Source organism: Paenibacillus sp. oral taxon 786 str. D14 (assembly GCF_000159955.1).
Lineage (GTDB): Bacteria > Bacillota > Bacilli > Paenibacillales > Paenibacillaceae > Fontibacillus > Fontibacillus phoenicis.
The window spans coordinates 16,421-32,875 of sequence record NZ_GG696001.1; the positions used below are offsets into that span (position 1 = coordinate 16,421).

Sequence of the window (16,455 nt, forward strand, 5' to 3'; positions counted from 1 at the left end):
TGTCGTCATTATAGGACTATGAAGGCGAAGTCGTCAATACTTATGTAAGGTATTTTTACATGCGATATAAGGTATTATTACGCATAGTACAAATTAATAGACAAATAGTATAAAAGCCCACTCACCGCATGGCGAATGGGCTTTCGGATTTTGTCTATTCTGTGAAAGCGCTGCACATGTCCGTCTATCTTACACGCGAAGTGCAGCTTTTGGGGTATCAAAACGTTTACCTACCAATGGTGCCAATTTCTCCAAATCTTGCAGTAATGCAGCGAATTGATCCGGGAACAAAGACTGTACGCCGTCACCGGTCATCGAGTTGTCTGGATCGGTGTGCATTTCGATAATTAGACCGTCTGCCCCGGCAGCCACGGATGCTTTTGTCATCGGTTCCACCAGCTCACGGCGGCCCGTGCCATGGCTCGGGTCAGAGATTACCGGCAAATGGCTCAAGTTCTGCAGCACCGGAATGGCCGACAGATCCAGCGTATTGCGCGTGTACGTTTCAAATGTACGGATCCCGCGTTCGCATAACATAACGTTCGGGTTCCCGCCCGCCAAAATGTACTCGGCCGCGTTCAGGAACTCGTCATAGGTTGCGCTAAAGCCGCGTTTCAATAGAACCGGCTTGTTGCAGGTGCCCAGCTTGCGCAGCAAATCGAAGTTCTGCATGTTGCGCGTACCCACCTGCAAAATGTCCGCATATTCAGCGCACACATCCACGTATTCCGGCGTCATGACCTCCGTAATGGTCAGCAGACCGTGCTTCTTGCCGGCCTCCGCCATCATGATGAGCCCTTCCACACCGATGCCCTGGAAGCTGTAAGGACCCGTACGCGGCTTAAATGCACCGCCGCGCAGCACCTGTCCGCCGGCTGCTTTCACGAGACGCGCAATCTCGTCGATTTGTTCCGGCGATTCTACGGCACAAGGGCCGCCCATGACAACCAGCTCGTCACCGCCAATCTTAACGTCGCCGATCGAAATGACCGTATCCTCAGGATGGAAGTCCCGGCTAGCCAGCTTGTAAGATTTCGAAATTTTAATGACGTTCTCAACGTCCTTCATTTGACGAAGGTGCTCAGCAAGCTTTGGTTCAATCGTACCGATCAATCCGATCACAGTCCGATCTTTCCCACGAGATACATGAGTCTGCAGGCCTTCCTTCTCGATGACAGCGATAATTTCCTGAACGCGCTCCTCTGGGGTTTGGTTTGAAGTAATAACGATCATTTCGATCCCATCCTTTCTCCTATTAGGCGATGCGTGTACGAGCTAAAAACAAATATTCGAATGCACAATCACTGTTTCGCTTGAACGCTTGTGCGCTTTTAAGCTTTTAACCACTAAAGTAACTATAGCCGAATTTACCTCGCCCGTCAACCCTAATCGGCGTAGGTATATGTGGAATAAACTGAGCTTTCGCGGAAACTCCTTCATGTTTCAGACTCTTTTACCCCATTATCCCGTTTAATCCGCGTAATCAGATGATCCAGGAAGAGGCACAACACGGAAAACACATCCTCCTACGCCAATCCATTTCTGGCTCCCTTATCGAAAGGGATAATGGTGTAAAAAGGGGGCGGCGAGCCACTCCCCCGCCTCGTTCTCAGCCGCAACCGCACATAAAAAGGCCGGAGAACAATTCTCCGGCCTTTCGCTTATATCCTTATCTTCCTACGAACTCCTGTGCCCAATACCCATTGTAGTAGCCAACCCCAATCAGGTTGTAGTTGGCGTTCAGAATATTTGCACGGTGTCCTTCACTGTTCATCCAAGCTTTTACGACTTCAGCCGGCGTTTTTTGCCCCATGGCAATGTTTTCGCCTGCGTAGCTGAATTGAATACCAAACTTCTTCATCATGTCAAATGGCGAGCCGTACGTTGGAGACGTATGACTAAAGTAGTTGTTATCGCTCATATCCTTCGCTTTAGCCAATGCCATCTTGTTCAGTTCCGCGTCACCGGTGAGCGGCTTAAGGCCTTGCTTCGCGCGCTCCTGGTTCACCAGTTGGATAACCTCCGTTGCAAATTGCGACTTGTCGGTTACCGCACTTTGCGTATTACCGGTTGTGCCTTGCGTAGTACCTTGAGTTGTTCCTTGAGTTGTTCCTTGAGTTGTTCCTTGAGTCGTACCTTGCGTATTTCCGGTTTGCGTCTGGCCGCCCGTAGTGCCTTGGTTACCGCTTTGGACTGGCTTCGTTGGATAATATAGATACCAAGGAATTGTAAAATAGTTCGTCCAAGTATTCGTATTCGTGCCGTAAGTTGTATAAACCTTATATGTCGTATAAGTTTTATTCGTCGTCGTATTCGAGGCCGCCGAGGCCGATGCTGGTACAACAATTGCTGCTGCCAACATAGCAGTAAGTCCACCTGTCACCAAACGTTTCAGTCGATTCGATTTCATTCTGTCATCTCCTTCGTTGTAGTTAATAGCTTAGTTACATTTTTGTAACCTTTCTACAACGAGTATAACATGAATCGACTCCTATTGAACCCCGCAAATGTTGGTAAATGCGCGAAAACCGCGATGGGACGCGGTTTTCAGCTCTATAAATCTATGTTTTATTCTCCTCTGCTTCGAGCTCCGACCTTCACTGGAGGTAACAACTTCGCTAGATTTACCGTACGAACGATTTCCCAAGTTGCCGGGTCTTCCGGATCATATTGTTCCAGATATTGAATGACTTCCTTCGTAATTGGCGTCGGCGTTGATGCCCCCGAGGTGACCGCTACTTTGCGGACCCCTTCCAGCCACTCGCGCTTCAACTCCGTGATATCCGCGATGCGGTACGCCTTCACTCCAGCAATCTCCTCAGCCACCTGGGCAAGCCGGTTGGAGTTGTTGCTTCGCGGATCGCCGACAACGATCACGAGGTCAGCCTGACCCGCCTGTTCCGCAACCGCCTGCTGGCGCAATTGGGTCGCTAGACAGATCTCATTGTGCACCTCTGCGCCCGGATATTTCTCCAGCAATTTTTTCATAATATGCTTAATATCCCACTGGCTCATCGTCGTTTGGTTGGTAATGACGATTTTGTCGGCGGTCAGATTGAGCCGATCGATCTCTTCTTCCTTCTCGATCAAGTGTACCTTACCTGGAGCCACCCCCATCGCGCCTTCCGGCTCAGGGTGTCCTTTCTTGCCGATGTAGATGACCTCATATCCCTCGGCAACCTTCTCCTCGATTAACACATGGGTCTTGGTGACGTCCGGGCAAGTGGCATCCACTGTGGTGAGCCCTTTCTCCCGGGCCAGCTTGCGAACCTCTGGAGACACCCCATGGGCGGTAAAAATTACCGTCCCGCTCTCTACCTTATTCAAAATCTCCAGGCGGTTCGGACCGTCCAGCGTAATAATTCCCTCGTCCTCGAAGGAGTTCGTGACATGGCTGTTATGCACAATCATGCCAAGTATATAAATCGGCCGCGGCAGATCCAGGTTCTGCGCCGCCTGACGAGCCAGAACCATCGCGTCTACGACCCCATAGCAATAACCGCGCGGTGAAATTTTAATGACTTCCATCAAATATCCCTGCTTTCTAATCCCCCAGATTCCTGACGGAGGGGAGCCTCTCTATTATAAACTATTCCGGCAGGGCATTAAAGACAATGGGAAGCCAGATGATAAACGTCGTCCCTTCGCCGCGTTTGGTCAACACTTCCACCGAACCTTCATGCTCGTCGATGATCCATTTGGCGATCGATAAGCCCAATCCGGTCCCTTGAATCATCCCGCGAGACGGATCCGCCCGATAAAAGCGTTCAAAAATATGCGGCACCTCGCTGCGGTCCATTCCGATGCCCGTATCCGCAATGCGGATGCCGATCTGTCCCCCAGATCGAATCGCATCGATGGTGACGCTGCCCTGCTCGGTATATTTAAACGCATTTTCAATAAAAATAAACAGCATCTGCTGCAAATAATCCTTGCTGCCGTTCACTGTCACGCCGTCCAGCGCTTGCAGATCCCCCTGGACCCACTCCGCTTTCCTCGGCAAAAATTGCGCCCGGCGGACCACTTCCTCCACGACCGGGGCCAACTGGATCGGTTCCTTCGTTAACGTTTGCCCGGCATCGGCCCGGGCCAGCGACAGCAGATCGTTCACCAGCCGGCTCATCCGCTCGGACTCCGCAGCGATGTCGTTCACCGCCTCCAATGAGAAGCTGCGAACCCGCTCCTCCTCGCTTGGATCGCGCTGCTCCACATCCTGGGACCACATCCGTTTTAATAAATCAACATTACCGCGAATGGTCGTAAGCGGCGTCCGCAATTCGTGGGAAGCGTCCGACACGAACCGGCGCTGTGCAGAATAAGCTTCATCCAGCTCCCTGTAGAAGCCTTCGGTTCGGGCCAGCATGTTATTGACGGTCCCGATCAGTTGGCCGATTTCATCGTTCGGCCCCTCGTAGTCAATTCTTACACTCAAATCATTCCCGGTCTGGATGCCATTCGCTGCCTCAATGACTTTACCGATGGGTGCCATCGATTTGCGCGCAAGAAAGTAACCCAACGAGCTGGCCGCCAAAATGGTAACGATGGAGCCAAATAACAATACGGTACTCATCCGGCTCATCAGCTTGTCTTCGGCGCCCGTATACGCCGCTAACTGGATTAAACCAATCAACTGGTTATCGAGGGTAATTGGGAGCTGGTACAGCAAGAAGGAATGATTATATAACTGCACCCGTTTAAATCCCGCAATTTTGCTCGCCGAATCCCCGGTGGGAACCGGAAATTTCATATTCCAATTCAGCAAATTTTGCGAATACCGCGTGTGACCGTCCGTATAATTGTGAATCTGCACAAACAGCTGGGCGTCCTCCAACCGATTCGCCTGCATCGGATCCAAATACAAATCCAGTCCCTGGGTGATGCTGTAGCTTTGGGAGTTCTTGATCCGATTGGCCTGATCCTCCAACCGGTTTCTCACTTCCAGATACGTATTGTATCTGACCAACCCATAAATCGAAGCGCTGAACAGGATCAGCGTTACGGCCAAAATTCCGGTATACCATGCAGTCAGCCGCAGCCGGATCGACATACTTAAGCCTCTCCTCTCAGGATGTAACCGGCCCCGCGGATCGTCTGAATAACGCGCTTGCCGCCGTGTTCCTCGGTCTTCTGACGAAGCATGGCAATATATACCTCCAGCACATTCGATTCCCCGCTGTAGTCGTAACCCCAAATTTTATCCATAATTAAATCACGTGTGAGCAGGCGTTTCGGATTTTGCATGAACAGATGGAGCAGCTCGAATTCCTTCGCCGTCAGCTCCAAACGTTGACCAGCCCGCGTCACTTCACGGGAGTCCAGATCCATGATGATGTCCTCAAAAATCAAACGCTGGCTGCCGGATCGGCTGCCCGAGTCCTTACGCCGGAGCAATGCCCGTACCCGAGCCAGCAGCTCCTCCAGCGCAAACGGTTTGACGAGGTAATCATCGGCACCGATATCCAGGCCTTTCACCCGGTTCTCGACCTCGTCCTTGGCGGTCAACATCAGCACCGGTACGGTGCTTCCGCCCTCGCGCAGCCGCCGGCAGACCTCAAATCCGTCTACCTTGGGCATCATCACGTCCAAAATGATCAAATCCGGGTCGGCGCTCAGCATCATCGACAGCCCTTCCGCTCCGTTCTGAGCTGTATACACGTCATACCCCTCAAATGCGAGGCCGCGCCGCAGCATCGACGTAATTTTCTCATCATCATCTATGACCAAAATCGCCGATCTCACGAGCTATCTCTCCTTTGCCTTTCGCTTGCTGGCAGCAAGCTCTACTGTCTCCATTGTACCAAAATAAACGGTAAACCCGCATCTGGAAGCCAAAAAGGCGGCAGGCTGCTCCTGCCTGCCGCCTTTACCGCCTTGGCTGCTTCCCGTGCGAATTAGTTTACGTTGGTAAACTCGTTTTTATCGCCAATCGTAACCTCAAGATCAATGTTCTTGCCGTTACGTACGACGTTCAACGTCACTTTCGCACCGACCTGCTGTTTCTGAATGAACTCAATCAATTTCTCTTTGGTAGCATATTTGGTACCGTTAGCCCCGACTATAATATCGTACGGCCGAAGATCAGCATTATAAGCCGGCGATTTGAACACGATGTCCGTAACAATAGAGCCTTCTTTCACGTCGGTTTGCATTTGCTTCGCAACTTCCTCGGTCATCGTCATCAAAGTCGCGCCGATGAATGGTACCGGTTTTTGTGGAATTTTCTCGTTGTTTTTCAGCTTATCCAACACTTCGGTAACTGTGCTGGTCGGGATCGCAAAACCAATGCCCTGCGCATCCGAGCTTACAGCAACGTTAATCCCGATCACTTCACCGTTCAAGTTCAAGAGCGGACCGCCGGAGTTCCCGGGGTTAATCGAAGCGTCGGTTTGCAGCAAATGCTCGTACTCGCGGTCCCTCTCACCGTTTTCCCCGGCGATCGTGATGTCGCGTTCCTTCGCACTCAGCACCCCGGCCGTCACCGTATGGTCAAAGCCTTGCGGGTTCCCGATCGCTACCAGCCATTCCCCAACCTGCGTGTTGTCCGAGTTGCCCAGCGGAATCGACGGGAAGTTGCTGTCGCCGTCGATTTTCAGAACGGCCAAGTCAAGCTCATAGCTGGTGCCAAGTACTTTGGCCTCATAAGGCTTATCTGTGCCTTGGACCGTGACCTGCACAACGTCGGCGTTATGCACAACGTGTTCATTCGTTAAGATGTAGCCCGTTTTATCGAAAATAAATCCGGATCCGATCCCCGTCGGCACCAGTTGGCTCGAGCCGGAGGAGGAGCCGCCGCTGCCGTTGTTGCTGCCATTGCCGCCAGAGCCAAAGAAGTCATCGCCAAAGAAGTAACGGTAGAATGGATCGTTGCTGTACGGGTTGCTGCTTCTTTGCTTGCTGGCATCGGTTAACGTTTCGATTTTAACAACGGCCGGCCCAGCTTGATTCACGACTTTCGTCACCTCACCGGAATCCGTTACCGGGTACAATGCAGTGGTTGCCTTGCCGGACGATTCAGTAGTACCACTGCTATTGGATGCGTTGCTCGATGCCGGCACCGAAGAAGATGCGGCTTGATCCGGCGTAAACAGGTTCGCGCGGTCCGCATAAAACATCGCGCCGGTCATAATCAGCATGCCGGCCAATACACCGGCGATTACCGAACGAACGGAGGATTTACGCTGCGGTTTGCTGTTGTATTGCCAGTTCACACTCTTGGCTGCCGGCAAGCTGCGTCCGTCTCCATTGGAACCGTTCGTTGGTTCAGCTGAGCTGCGAATCATTTCATAGGAAGAAGGATAAGGTTTCAGCGGCTGCGGTCTCGTCACTTCTACTTCTTGAGGTTGGCTTTGCGAGTAGCCGGTTGCTTGGCCGGATTCCTCGTTGTTTTTTCCATAGGATTGAAAAGGTCCGTAAGAATAATAATAGGAAGAGCTCGACTCCGAAGATTCTTGACGCTTAGGTTCATTTGCATTGGCGTTGGCGTCGTCTTCAAAAGGTTGGCCCGATTTATTTCTTTGATCATCCATATTCATTGACCTCCTTCCCCCGAGTGGTTCAGGGGTAACTTGTTTTTCTTGTTTCTTGATTTTTATTCTGTACCAGAAACCTTAAACATACATTAAAAACAATTAAAAAGGAGATAAAAGCTAGAATTGCTGATCTAAAGCCATTTTCGAGATCTAACCGAGCCGTGCCGAAGCATCAAAAATAGCGCCCCATCAGGCGCTATTTCCGTTAAAGGCGGTTCCAACGTATGGATAACGCCTCATTTTACCGATATGATGATAAATCTATGAATGCCCTACCCATCCTTGCCGGTGGGCATAGATTGCTAGCTGCGTGCGGTCCTCCAGCTCGCATTTCATCAGCAGGTTGCTGACGTGGGTTTTGACCGTTTTAATGCTGATATGCAGCTCCTCGGCGATGTCCTTGTTGCTTTTTCCCTCGGCGATTAACAGCAGCACTTCCTTCTCCCGCTCGGTCATCCCCGAGTCATCCCCTTGTACGGTTCGCTGACGGAGGCCGCGCGTGAGCGCCTGGGCCACTTCGCCCGTCATCACCGGCATCCCGCGGTATGCCCCTTGCAGCGCGTAAATCAGCTCCTCGGCTGAGACCGTCTTCAGCACATAGCTGACCGCACCGGCTTCAACCGCCTGCACGACGAGATCATCCTCCAAGAAGCTGGTGAGGATCACGATTTTCATATCCGGAAACCGGCTCCGCACTTCCTTGGTTGCTTCTGCTCCGTTCATGCCCGGCATCATCAAATCCATCAGAATGATGTCGGGCTGCCCCTCCCGAAGTCCTCGCTCCAATAACTCTACCGCCTCACGACCATCTCCGGCCTCGGCGATCACCTCGAATCCCGGGTCTTGCATCAAATACGTCTTTAACCCCATCCGTACCATGTCATGATCATCGACGATCATCACCTTGATTTTGCTCATCCGCGGCTCCCCCTTTCCCTTCCTCAAACTTCGGAATATGCACCCGTATCGTTGTTCCTGCCCCCGGCTTGCTAATGATTTCCGCATTGCCGCCAAGCTTCTCCGCCCGTTCCTTCATCGTCGTTAGCCCGTAGGAGCCCTGCTTCTGATACGTGCTGCTGAAGCCTTGTCCGTCATCGCTGATGCTCAACACCACTTGACGCGGACCTTCTCGCAACGACAAGCTGACCATACTAGCCCCGGCATGCTTCACGATATTCGCCATCGCTTCCTGGATGATGAGGAACAGCTGATGCTCTTTCGCTTCCGACATATCTCCCTGGATGTCCATATCCTTAATCCCTTTGAGTCCGTTTTGCCGGCAATAGTCGGGAAACCACTGATCGAGCGCCTCGGCCAACGATTTGCCAACCAGCTCCATCGGACGTAACTGAGCGATGAGTGCCCGCATCTGCTTTTGCGCCGTATTCGACATCTGGATCAGCTGATTCAGCACCGTTTCTGCCTGAGTAGCGTTATTCTCCAGCACCTTTGGCAAAGAGGAAGCCGCCATATGAATGGCGAAGAGCTGCTGGCTGACGGTATCGTGCAAATCGCGGGCTAGCCGTCTGCGTTCCTCCAGCACCGCTTTTTCCGCTGCCTGCTCCTTCTCGACAACCTCTTGCTCGCCAAGCTGTTGAAGCAGCTGCATTTTTTTCTCCATGGCATCAATCATGTTGTTAAATTCCTGGTACACTCCGTTAAAGGTTTGGTCCGCCGTTTCCGGCATCCGCACCGATAAGTTCCCCTTGGCGACTTGCAGCATGTTCAGGTGTAAGTGATCGATCTTCCCCTGGATGCGCCGACCGGCGATATAGCCGATAATCAGCGCCAAAACGGCGATGCCTGCCATATCGTAAATCCACACCCAGGAATCGCTGACCACGATCACCCCGGTAGTCGTTCCGATATAGAAGGCAACCGCCGTCAGGCTGCCGGTGAGCAAGAAATAACACAACAGCTCCCACTTCGTATTCATCAAGATCCGCCGCACAATCATGGGTTACCCTACCATGTTCACTTTAACGTCGCCCACAAACACGCTGACAATCAGCTTAATCCGCTTGCTGGCTTCACCGTAATACGGAGATTCGGCGGTGACGCTGCTCATGAAGCCGCCTTGCTTCTGCGTCAGCACTTTCAAATCGCCGATGAACGCGCTGGAGGTGGCCACAATACCGATGTCCATATCGTCGGGGATGAACACTTTCACGTCGCCGATGAAGGACGAAACATTAATTTTCGTTTCCCCGTAAGGAATTTGCGCCTTGGTTAGATCAATGATTGTATCGCCGATAAAATGGGAGATATTCATCGGCTTCAGCTGGAAATAATCCTGACCCAAGTGAACATCACCGATAAATCCGGATTTCTGGATGACCGATCCATGGCCTCCTGAACCACCTTCATGATGGTGGTGCCCGAAATTAGGATGGGAAAAACGCGGTTTTTCCTGCTTAGCTGCTTCTTCCTTCTCTTTCTCCTTCTCCATCGATCCGAAAATCGAATCCAGCGGAGACTCCATCTCCGGATGGAACGTTGGTGGCGGAGGATCGAGCGGCGGCATCGGAGGCGGCGGAAAATCGTCGCGCCGTTTGCGCCGATGCGGATCACGCGGTTTGAACAGGACGAACAGCCCGCCGATGATCAACATCACCGGAAAGAAGAAGCGGAAAAAGTCGCCCGGACTTAAGTCAATTAAATTCAGATTGCGGCCCAGGAAATACCCGCCGATCAGCAATAATACGACACTGCCGACAAAGTTACCGCCCCGCCAGCCGCCGTTGCTTAAGTTCACCAACCCTCCTAAAATCAGAAACAAGGGCCAGTATGTCGCGAACATTTCGCCGATGCTGAAATCGGTCACCCCGAACTGATTCAGAAGAAAAACTGCCCCGATACCGATCAGCACCATCCCTCCAATAAATCTTCCAAATAAGCCATTTCTCATATCGTTACCTCCAATGGACTGCCTCTTACTAATGCCAGTTTACCTGAAGCGTAAGGTGATGAACAGCGGCGCGGGATGGAAAGCTTGATCGGTCCCAAGACCGAGGGGAAAGGGAATATATGTAAAAAGCGTCCCTCAAGGGACGCTCTTTTCGCTTTACGCGATCATTATTGTTGTTTGTTCACTGAAGTCGTTGCATTGCGAGAAGCTTTCGCTTTCTGAGCAACGGTTGCTGTGCTTTCTTCAGCAAATTCTTCATTAAACTTCTCGTTAGGTGTTTTGTAACCTGGAGAAGCGGCTTTCTTTTGATTTGCCATGATTCTCACCTCCCTCTCGCATACGCCGATTCCGTGAGTCGTTGGCGTTTTCGCAGCCCTCTCGTCGTGGACCACGAACCTTATTATGCGAACCGGGAAGATGAATTATGCGAGCGAAAAAGCGAAGGGGTGGCGAAGCTTAAATCGCCTTGTCCCAAAGATTTTCAGGAATTTCTTTGTTCACTTCCATCGCTTTGCCAAGCTCCTTCAGCATCTCTTCGGTCAACTTGCCGTCTCCTTTGCGAACCACCTGGACCTCAACCTCTTTTTTGCCCCATTCCTTATAAACCTGCTTGATGGTATCAAAATAAAGGTCGATTTTATGACCGCGGATCGCGGAGCCTTTATCGGCAACGACCCCGTAGCCATACCCCGGAATATAAAGGATCGTGCCAATCGGAAAAATCTTTAAGTCGGCGGCAATCGTCGAGACGGTATCTTTGTCACGCCGCACCCGAACGCCCGAATACGTGATGCCGTATTGCGGATGGTTGGGCTTCTTGCCGGTGGATTCATAGCCGGCGGTATAACCGGTTGCCAGCACTTTGACCGTTTCCACCGCTTTTTTCTTACGCTCAGGCTGAGCCTGTTGAGCCTGTTTATGTTCCGGGTTCATCATGATGACCCGTTGATATTGGTATTGTCGTGTTGTTCTTACCGCTTGCAGTTGCTGCGTTTGCTTCAGCCCCAGCCATTCTGCGTAATTCCGGTATTGCCGGTTCGCGTAAATGCTTTGCGGCTGGAAGCCCCCAACCGGCAGATCCGCCGCCATCGTAAATACAAGCAATCCTGCAAGCAAACAGCGTGTACTAAACTTGTGCCAGAAATGAAATTGGCGCATGAGAAAACCTCCCCCTTATTCGAAAGGTTTTCCACATACGCCCAATTCTATACATCCTGGCTTTTCATCACGAAGCTTTACCGAAGAGGCTTGATCGACGTCGAATCATGAATACAGTTCATTTCCGCTCAAAACCGCCGATTCAGCCAAAAACTCCCTCAATGAATTGCACTTTTACACTTCAGGCCCCTTGAAATCGGGATTTTGCACATCACGCAATGCACTTTTGCAGTTGGAGCTTTTGAGGTTGGGTTAATTCAACTGGGCCTTCCCCCACACAAAAATGTTGTAAAAAGTGCAACATTTACTCCGCTCATCCGCCCGAGCGGACGGTGCAGACGAAACGCACACGAACTAAATCACGTGGTTGCGGATTTCCTCCTGCAATTGAGCAATCACTTCATCCACCGCTTTGGCGCCAAGGTCGCCTTGGCCGCGTTTGCGGACGGAAACGGTGCCGGCGTTTTGCTCGTTTTCGCCTACGACGAGCATGTACGGCAGCTTCTCAAGCTGAGCTTCGCGGATCTTATACCCGAGCTTCTCGTTGCGCAGATCGCTTTCGGCGCGGATGCCGGCAGCCCGCAGCTTGTCTTCGACCTGACGAGCATAAGCGTCGAAGTTGCTGGACACCGGAAGCACCTTCGCTTGAACCGGAGCGAGCCAGAGCGGCAGATTCCCTGCAAAGTTCTCCAGCAGGAAGGCCGTGAAACGTTCCATCGTCCCGAGGATCCCGCGGTGCAGCACGACCGGACGATGCTTCTGGCCGTCGTCGCCAACGTACTCCAGCTCAAAACGTTCTGGCAACAGGAAGTCGATTTGCACAGTCGACAGCGTTTCTTCCTTGCCAAGCGCCGTTTTGATCTGCACGTCGAGCTTCGGTCCGTAGAACGCCGCTTCGCCTTCTGCTTCAAAGAATGGCAAGCCGGCTTCCTCTACAACCTCGCGGAGCATCCGCTGCGCCGTATTCCACATCTCGTCGTTTTGGTAGTACTTCTCAGTATCTTGAGGATCACGGTAAGATAACCGGAACCGATACTCATGAATCCCAAAATCGTTGTATACCTGTTTGATCAAATCCAGGACGCGCTTAAATTCATCTTTGATTTGATCCAAACGGCAGAAAATATGAGCGTCATTCAGCGTCATAGAACGCACGCGGTGCAACCCGGTTAATGCGCCGGACATCTCATAACGATGCTGCATCCCCAGCTCGGCGATGCGGATCGGCAAGTCCCGGTAGCTGCGCATATCACTCTTATAAACCATCATGTGATGCGGGCAGTTCATCGGACGAAGCACGAATTCTTCCGTATCGATCGCCATTTTCGGGAACATGTCTTCTTGATAATGCTCCCAGTGACCCGATGTTTTATACAAATCCACGTTCCCCAGCACCGGCGTGTATACATGCTGGTAACCCAGTCTTTCTTCGATATCAACGATATAACGCTCCAGCGTCCGACGAACCGTCGCTCCCTTCGGCAGCCAAATCGGCAAGCCTTGGCCGACCAGGTTGTTGAACGTAAAGATGTTGAGTTCCTTCCCCAGCTTCCGGTGGTCGCGTTTCTTCGCTTCTTCCAGCATGTGCAGATGATGATCCAGGTCCGCTTTCTTCATAAACGCGGTACCGTAAATCCGCTGCAGCATTTTGTTGTTGCTGTTGCCGCGCCAGTACGCGCCAGCCACGCTCAGCAGCTTAAACACTTTGATTTTCCCGGTCGAAGGCACGTGCGGCCCGCGGCACAGGTCGAAGAACTCGCCTTGATCATAAATCGAAATGACGCTGCCTTCCGGCAATTCGCGAATGATCTCCAGCTTATACGGATCATCCAGCTCCGTATAGATCGCTAACGCTTCTTCACGGCTAACCTCGCGGCGGGTAATCGGCAGGTTTTCACCGATGATGCGTTCCATTTCTTTTTCGATCTTTTGCAGGTCCTCTGGATTAAGCGGATGCTCCAAGTCCATGTCATAGTAGAAGCCGTCTTCGATGACCGGCCCGATCCCCAGCTTCACTTCCTTGTTGCCAAACAAGCGTTTCACCGCTTGAGCCATCAAGTGGGCGCTGCTGTGACGCATGATTTCCAGACCTTCTTGGGAATCCCCAGTAATGATCTCAACTTTGGCGCCATCCACCAGCTTCGTGTTTAAATCCACCGCCACGCCATTGATTTTTCCGGCCAGCGCATTTTTGCGCAAACCGCTGCTGATCGAAGCAGCGACATCCTCCAGACTGCTGCCTTCCGCATACTCCCGAACCGAACCGTCCGGCAAAATAACAGATACTGCCACCTTGATTTCCTCCCTAAAATATGTGATTGTTTACCGGAAGCGGACAAATCAAAAAACGCCCGTCCCGGAAAGGGACGAGCGTTAAATACCCGTGGTTCCACCCTCATTCGGCCAATCCGCAGCACTCACCCGTGCATCACAACTCGGAAACGGCCCTTAATTCGGCATTCGTTAACGGGAATGAACCGGTATTCCTTACTTCACGAAGGTTCGGGAATACAGCTACAAAGGGGTAAACCAAAAGCGAATCCGAAGGGAATTCCAGCCAAGTTCCCTCTCTCTGTACCGTTCAAGTCTTCTGGCTCATGTCTTTGTCCACGCTATTTAAGGTTGTTCACTTAATGGAAGTAATTATAATGCGAACTTCCCGGATCGTCAAGAAACCTCTTCTTCATTACCCTTGATCTAGACGCCGCGTCTCCTGATGGAACAGCTGGCAATGCGGGCAAAGCAAGCAGATTTCCACCCGATCGCCAAAAATCCGCGAGATCGTCGTAATCACCTGGGCATCAGGTTCCTGGGTATGAATCAAAATCCGGTCCGGGGACAGGGAGATCAAGGTGCTGACGATCACGTCCTCCATCTGCATCTCCTGATCGGCAATCCGCGCGACAACCCCGCCAGAAGCCGGCACACGAATCGGCGTAAATTGCTCGTTCAGAATCGCAAATTCATGATCGTGCTTATGCATCAAATGAACTAACGGGGTCAAAGGCTCCTGAAAATACACGAAATACTGCAGCAGCCCAATAAATTCCTCATACTGCTTGTCGAGCAAAAACTCGTCGACGGCATAATCTACGATTTCGCGCAGCTTGTCCTCGTAAGCCTTGAGGCGAAACCAGACGAACCCTTCCAGATGGAGGTCGGAGGAAGACTGCAAATACTCGCGTAGCGCTTCTTGTACCAACGCTTTGCGTTCCTCTCGGGCACAGCCGGTAACAGCTTCTTCGGCCAGAAGCCGGTCCACCATGTCATGAACCTGCTGCGCTTCCTCGCGGGATTCGAAGCTGTAATCCCGTCTCATGACTCGAGCGGCGACCTCTTCTTCCTTCTCGCTGATGATGTATTCTGCGATGCCAAGCGACAAAAGGTCGATCAGTTGTGGATCGCAAGCAGCTTGCCCCCCGCCGCTGGAGTCTGGACGTCCGATAAGCAACGCCTCCAGCATCCCGCCTTCGGCTGCTTGAAAGCTAAGCCGAACCTCGCGGTTATGTAAGCTGCTGACGGCCTCCTGTATCAAAGCTTTGAACCGTTCCTCCGATTCGGCGGAACCACAATTGACGCGTACAGTAAAAAAATCCATGAATCTGGCCCCCTTCCGCTTCCTTCTCCAAGTATATGGTGGGAAGGTAGCGGATATACGGGAACCGTTCATGGAATGAAAGGCAGTTCTGCCAGCAATATTTTATAGGAGAATCAAGTTAGTTTTGCATAATAAAATCGCGTTCGACCGTAGCTTCTTCATCAAACACACGTAAAATCTCATATTTGGTATTGCGTTGAGCCGGAACTTTGCCTGCGGAACGAATGATCGACAGGATCGATTCGATGTTCACTTTATGCGTCGCACCGGCGGACGATACAACGTTCTCCTCGATCATCGTGCTGCCGAAGTCGTTACAACCGTATTGCAGCGACAGCTTGCCGACTTCAGGACCCATCGTCACCCAAGAGGACTGCAGGTTTTTGATGTTATCCAACACAATTCGGCTAATCGCTACCGTTTTTAGATAGGCTTCCGGCGTTTGCCGTTCGGCTTTCAGGTTCGTGTTGTCCGGCTGGAACGTCCAAGGGATAAAGGCCAAGAAACCTTCCGACGGATAACCGTTCTGGATGCATTCATCCTGTGCTTCCCGCACGCGCAGCAGATGCAGCGCCCGTTCTTCCATCGACTCGCCAAACCCGATGACCATCGTGGCCGTCGTGTTCATTCCGATTTTATGGGCGGTTTGCATTACGTCCATCCAGTCTCTCCAGGAGCCTTTCAGGCGGCTGATTTTGCGGCGTGTCCGGTCGTCCAAAATTTCAGCTCCGCCGCCCGGCAGCGAATCAAGACCTGCTGCATGGATTTCGCGCAAGACCTCTTCCAGCGAAAGCCCATCGGACACTTCCTTCATCTTCATGATTTCCGCAGGTGAGAACGAGTGCATCGTGATGTTCGGGAACCGCTCTTTAATCGCCTTCAATAAGTTCGTATAATAGCTAAATGGTAAATTCGGGTTGGTTCCACCTTGCATCAGAATCTCTGTGCCGCCTACGTCCACCGTTTCCTGGATTTTTTGAAAAATCACTTCGTCCGGAAGCACATACCCTTCCTCAGAACCTGGCCGGCGGTAAAAAGCACAGAACCGGCAATATACGTCACAAATGTTCGTATAGTTGATGTTCCGTCCGATCACAAACGTCGTGATCGGTTCGGGATGCTTGCGCTCCATCAAAATGTTGGCGGTATGCCCGATCTTCTCCACTTCGTCAGATTCGAACAACCGGATCGTATCCTCCAAATCCAGGCGTCCGCCCTGCAGCGCTTTGTTTAATATATCATCGATTGCAGTCATATCACTG

General features: G+C 51.7%; 14 protein-coding genes. All 14 read right to left on the reverse strand.

From position 1 onward, the window contains the following. Window positions 1–189: 189 nt before the first annotated feature. Window positions 190–1,233: a 3-deoxy-7-phosphoheptulonate synthase gene (aroF, locus tag POTG_RS21810; protein ID WP_009227019.1), complete on the reverse strand. Its 1,044-nt coding sequence runs from the start codon at window positions 1,231–1,233 to the stop codon at window positions 190–192. Between the two features lie 436 nt (window positions 1,234–1,669). Next, a complete protein-coding gene (locus POTG_RS21815; RefSeq protein ID WP_009227020.1) occupies window positions 1,670–2,410 on the reverse strand; it encodes a CAP domain-containing protein in 741 nt (246 codons plus the stop codon). Between the two features lie 158 nt (window positions 2,411–2,568). Continuing rightward, complete coding sequence (locus POTG_RS21820; protein WP_036646656.1) at window positions 2,569–3,528, reverse strand: 4-hydroxy-3-methylbut-2-enyl diphosphate reductase; 960 nt, start codon at window positions 3,526–3,528, stop codon at window positions 2,569–2,571. Between the two features lie 61 nt (window positions 3,529–3,589). After that, window positions 3,590–5,047 carry a sensor histidine kinase gene (locus POTG_RS21825; RefSeq protein ID WP_009227022.1) on the reverse strand — a complete coding sequence of 486 codons (1,458 nt, stop codon included), beginning with the start codon at window positions 5,045–5,047 and terminating at the stop codon, window positions 3,590–3,592. 2 nt (window positions 5,048–5,049) lie between these two features. After that, window positions 5,050–5,739: a response regulator transcription factor gene (locus tag POTG_RS21830; RefSeq protein WP_009227023.1), complete on the reverse strand. Its 690-nt coding sequence runs from the start codon at window positions 5,737–5,739 to the stop codon at window positions 5,050–5,052. Between the two features lie 152 nt (window positions 5,740–5,891). Further along, complete coding sequence (locus POTG_RS21835) at window positions 5,892–7,526, reverse strand: S1C family serine protease (RefSeq protein ID WP_009227024.1); 1,635 nt, start codon at window positions 7,524–7,526, stop codon at window positions 5,892–5,894. Between the two features lie 264 nt (window positions 7,527–7,790). Beyond that, a complete protein-coding gene (locus POTG_RS21840; RefSeq protein WP_036646657.1) occupies window positions 7,791–8,447 on the reverse strand; it encodes a response regulator in 657 nt (218 codons plus the stop codon). Next, the gene (locus POTG_RS21845; protein ID WP_009227026.1) at window positions 8,416–9,486 is read right to left on the reverse strand and encodes a sensor histidine kinase; all 1,071 of its coding nucleotides are present in this window, start codon (window positions 9,484–9,486) and stop codon (window positions 8,416–8,418) included. Before POTG_RS21845 ends, POTG_RS21840 begins: the two co-directional genes overlap by 32 nt. A 3-nt stretch (window positions 9,487–9,489) precedes the next feature. Then, window positions 9,490–10,437: a cell wall-active antibiotics response protein LiaF gene (gene liaF / locus POTG_RS21850; protein ID WP_009227027.1), complete on the reverse strand. Its 948-nt coding sequence runs from the start codon at window positions 10,435–10,437 to the stop codon at window positions 9,490–9,492. Between the two features lie 167 nt (window positions 10,438–10,604). Further along, window positions 10,605–10,754 (reverse strand): hypothetical protein, encoded by a 150-nt coding sequence (locus tag POTG_RS24515; RefSeq protein ID WP_198136242.1) that lies wholly within the window; start codon window positions 10,752–10,754, stop codon window positions 10,605–10,607. A 139-nt stretch (window positions 10,755–10,893) separates the two neighbouring features. Beyond that, window positions 10,894–11,595, reverse strand: coding sequence for a 3D domain-containing protein (locus POTG_RS21855; RefSeq protein ID WP_009227028.1), 702 nt, complete (start codon window positions 11,593–11,595; stop codon window positions 10,894–10,896). Between the two features lie 354 nt (window positions 11,596–11,949). Continuing rightward, window positions 11,950–13,887: a threonine--tRNA ligase gene (gene thrS / locus POTG_RS21860; RefSeq protein ID WP_009227029.1), complete on the reverse strand. Its 1,938-nt coding sequence runs from the start codon at window positions 13,885–13,887 to the stop codon at window positions 11,950–11,952. Between the two features lie 394 nt (window positions 13,888–14,281). After that, complete coding sequence (locus POTG_RS21865) at window positions 14,282–15,193, reverse strand: putative sporulation protein YtxC (protein WP_009227030.1); 912 nt, start codon at window positions 15,191–15,193, stop codon at window positions 14,282–14,284. A 118-nt stretch (window positions 15,194–15,311) separates the two neighbouring features. Beyond that, window positions 15,312–16,448, reverse strand: a complete 1,137-nt coding sequence (gene mqnC / locus POTG_RS21870; protein ID WP_009227031.1) for a cyclic dehypoxanthinyl futalosine synthase — start codon at window positions 16,446–16,448, stop codon at window positions 15,312–15,314. Between the last annotated feature and the right edge of the window lie 7 nt (window positions 16,449–16,455).

Excerpts from the sequence above, each read along its gene's own strand:
- aroF (WP_009227019.1), bottom strand. The coding sequence starts at position 1,233 with ATGATCGTTATTACTTCAAACCAAACCCCAGAGGAGCGCGTTCAGGAA.
- POTG_RS21815 (WP_009227020.1), bottom strand. The coding sequence starts at position 2,410 with ATGAAATCGAATCGACTGAAACGTTTGGTGACAGGTGGACTTACTGCT.
- POTG_RS21820 (WP_036646656.1), bottom strand. The coding sequence starts at position 3,528 with ATGGAAGTCATTAAAATTTCACCGCGCGGTTATTGCTATGGGGTCGTA.
- POTG_RS21825 (WP_009227022.1), bottom strand. The coding sequence starts at position 5,047 with ATGTCGATCCGGCTGCGGCTGACTGCATGGTATACCGGAATTTTGGCC.
- POTG_RS21835 (WP_009227024.1), bottom strand. The coding sequence starts at position 7,526 with ATGGATGATCAAAGAAATAAATCGGGCCAACCTTTTGAAGACGACGCC.
- POTG_RS21840 (WP_036646657.1), bottom strand. The coding sequence starts at position 8,447 with ATGAGCAAAATCAAGGTGATGATCGTCGATGATCATGACATGGTACGG.
- POTG_RS21845 (WP_009227026.1), bottom strand. The coding sequence starts at position 9,486 with ATGATTGTGCGGCGGATCTTGATGAATACGAAGTGGGAGCTGTTGTGT.
- liaF (WP_009227027.1), bottom strand. The coding sequence starts at position 10,437 with ATGAGAAATGGCTTATTTGGAAGATTTATTGGAGGGATGGTGCTGATC.
- POTG_RS24515 (WP_198136242.1), bottom strand. The coding sequence starts at position 10,754 with ATGGCAAATCAAAAGAAAGCCGCTTCTCCAGGTTACAAAACACCTAAC.
- POTG_RS21855 (WP_009227028.1), bottom strand. The coding sequence starts at position 11,595 with ATGCGCCAATTTCATTTCTGGCACAAGTTTAGTACACGCTGTTTGCTT.
- POTG_RS21865 (WP_009227030.1), bottom strand. The coding sequence starts at position 15,193 with ATGGATTTTTTTACTGTACGCGTCAATTGTGGTTCCGCCGAATCGGAG.
- mqnC (WP_009227031.1), bottom strand. The coding sequence starts at position 16,448 with ATGACTGCAATCGATGATATATTAAACAAAGCGCTGCAGGGCGGACGC.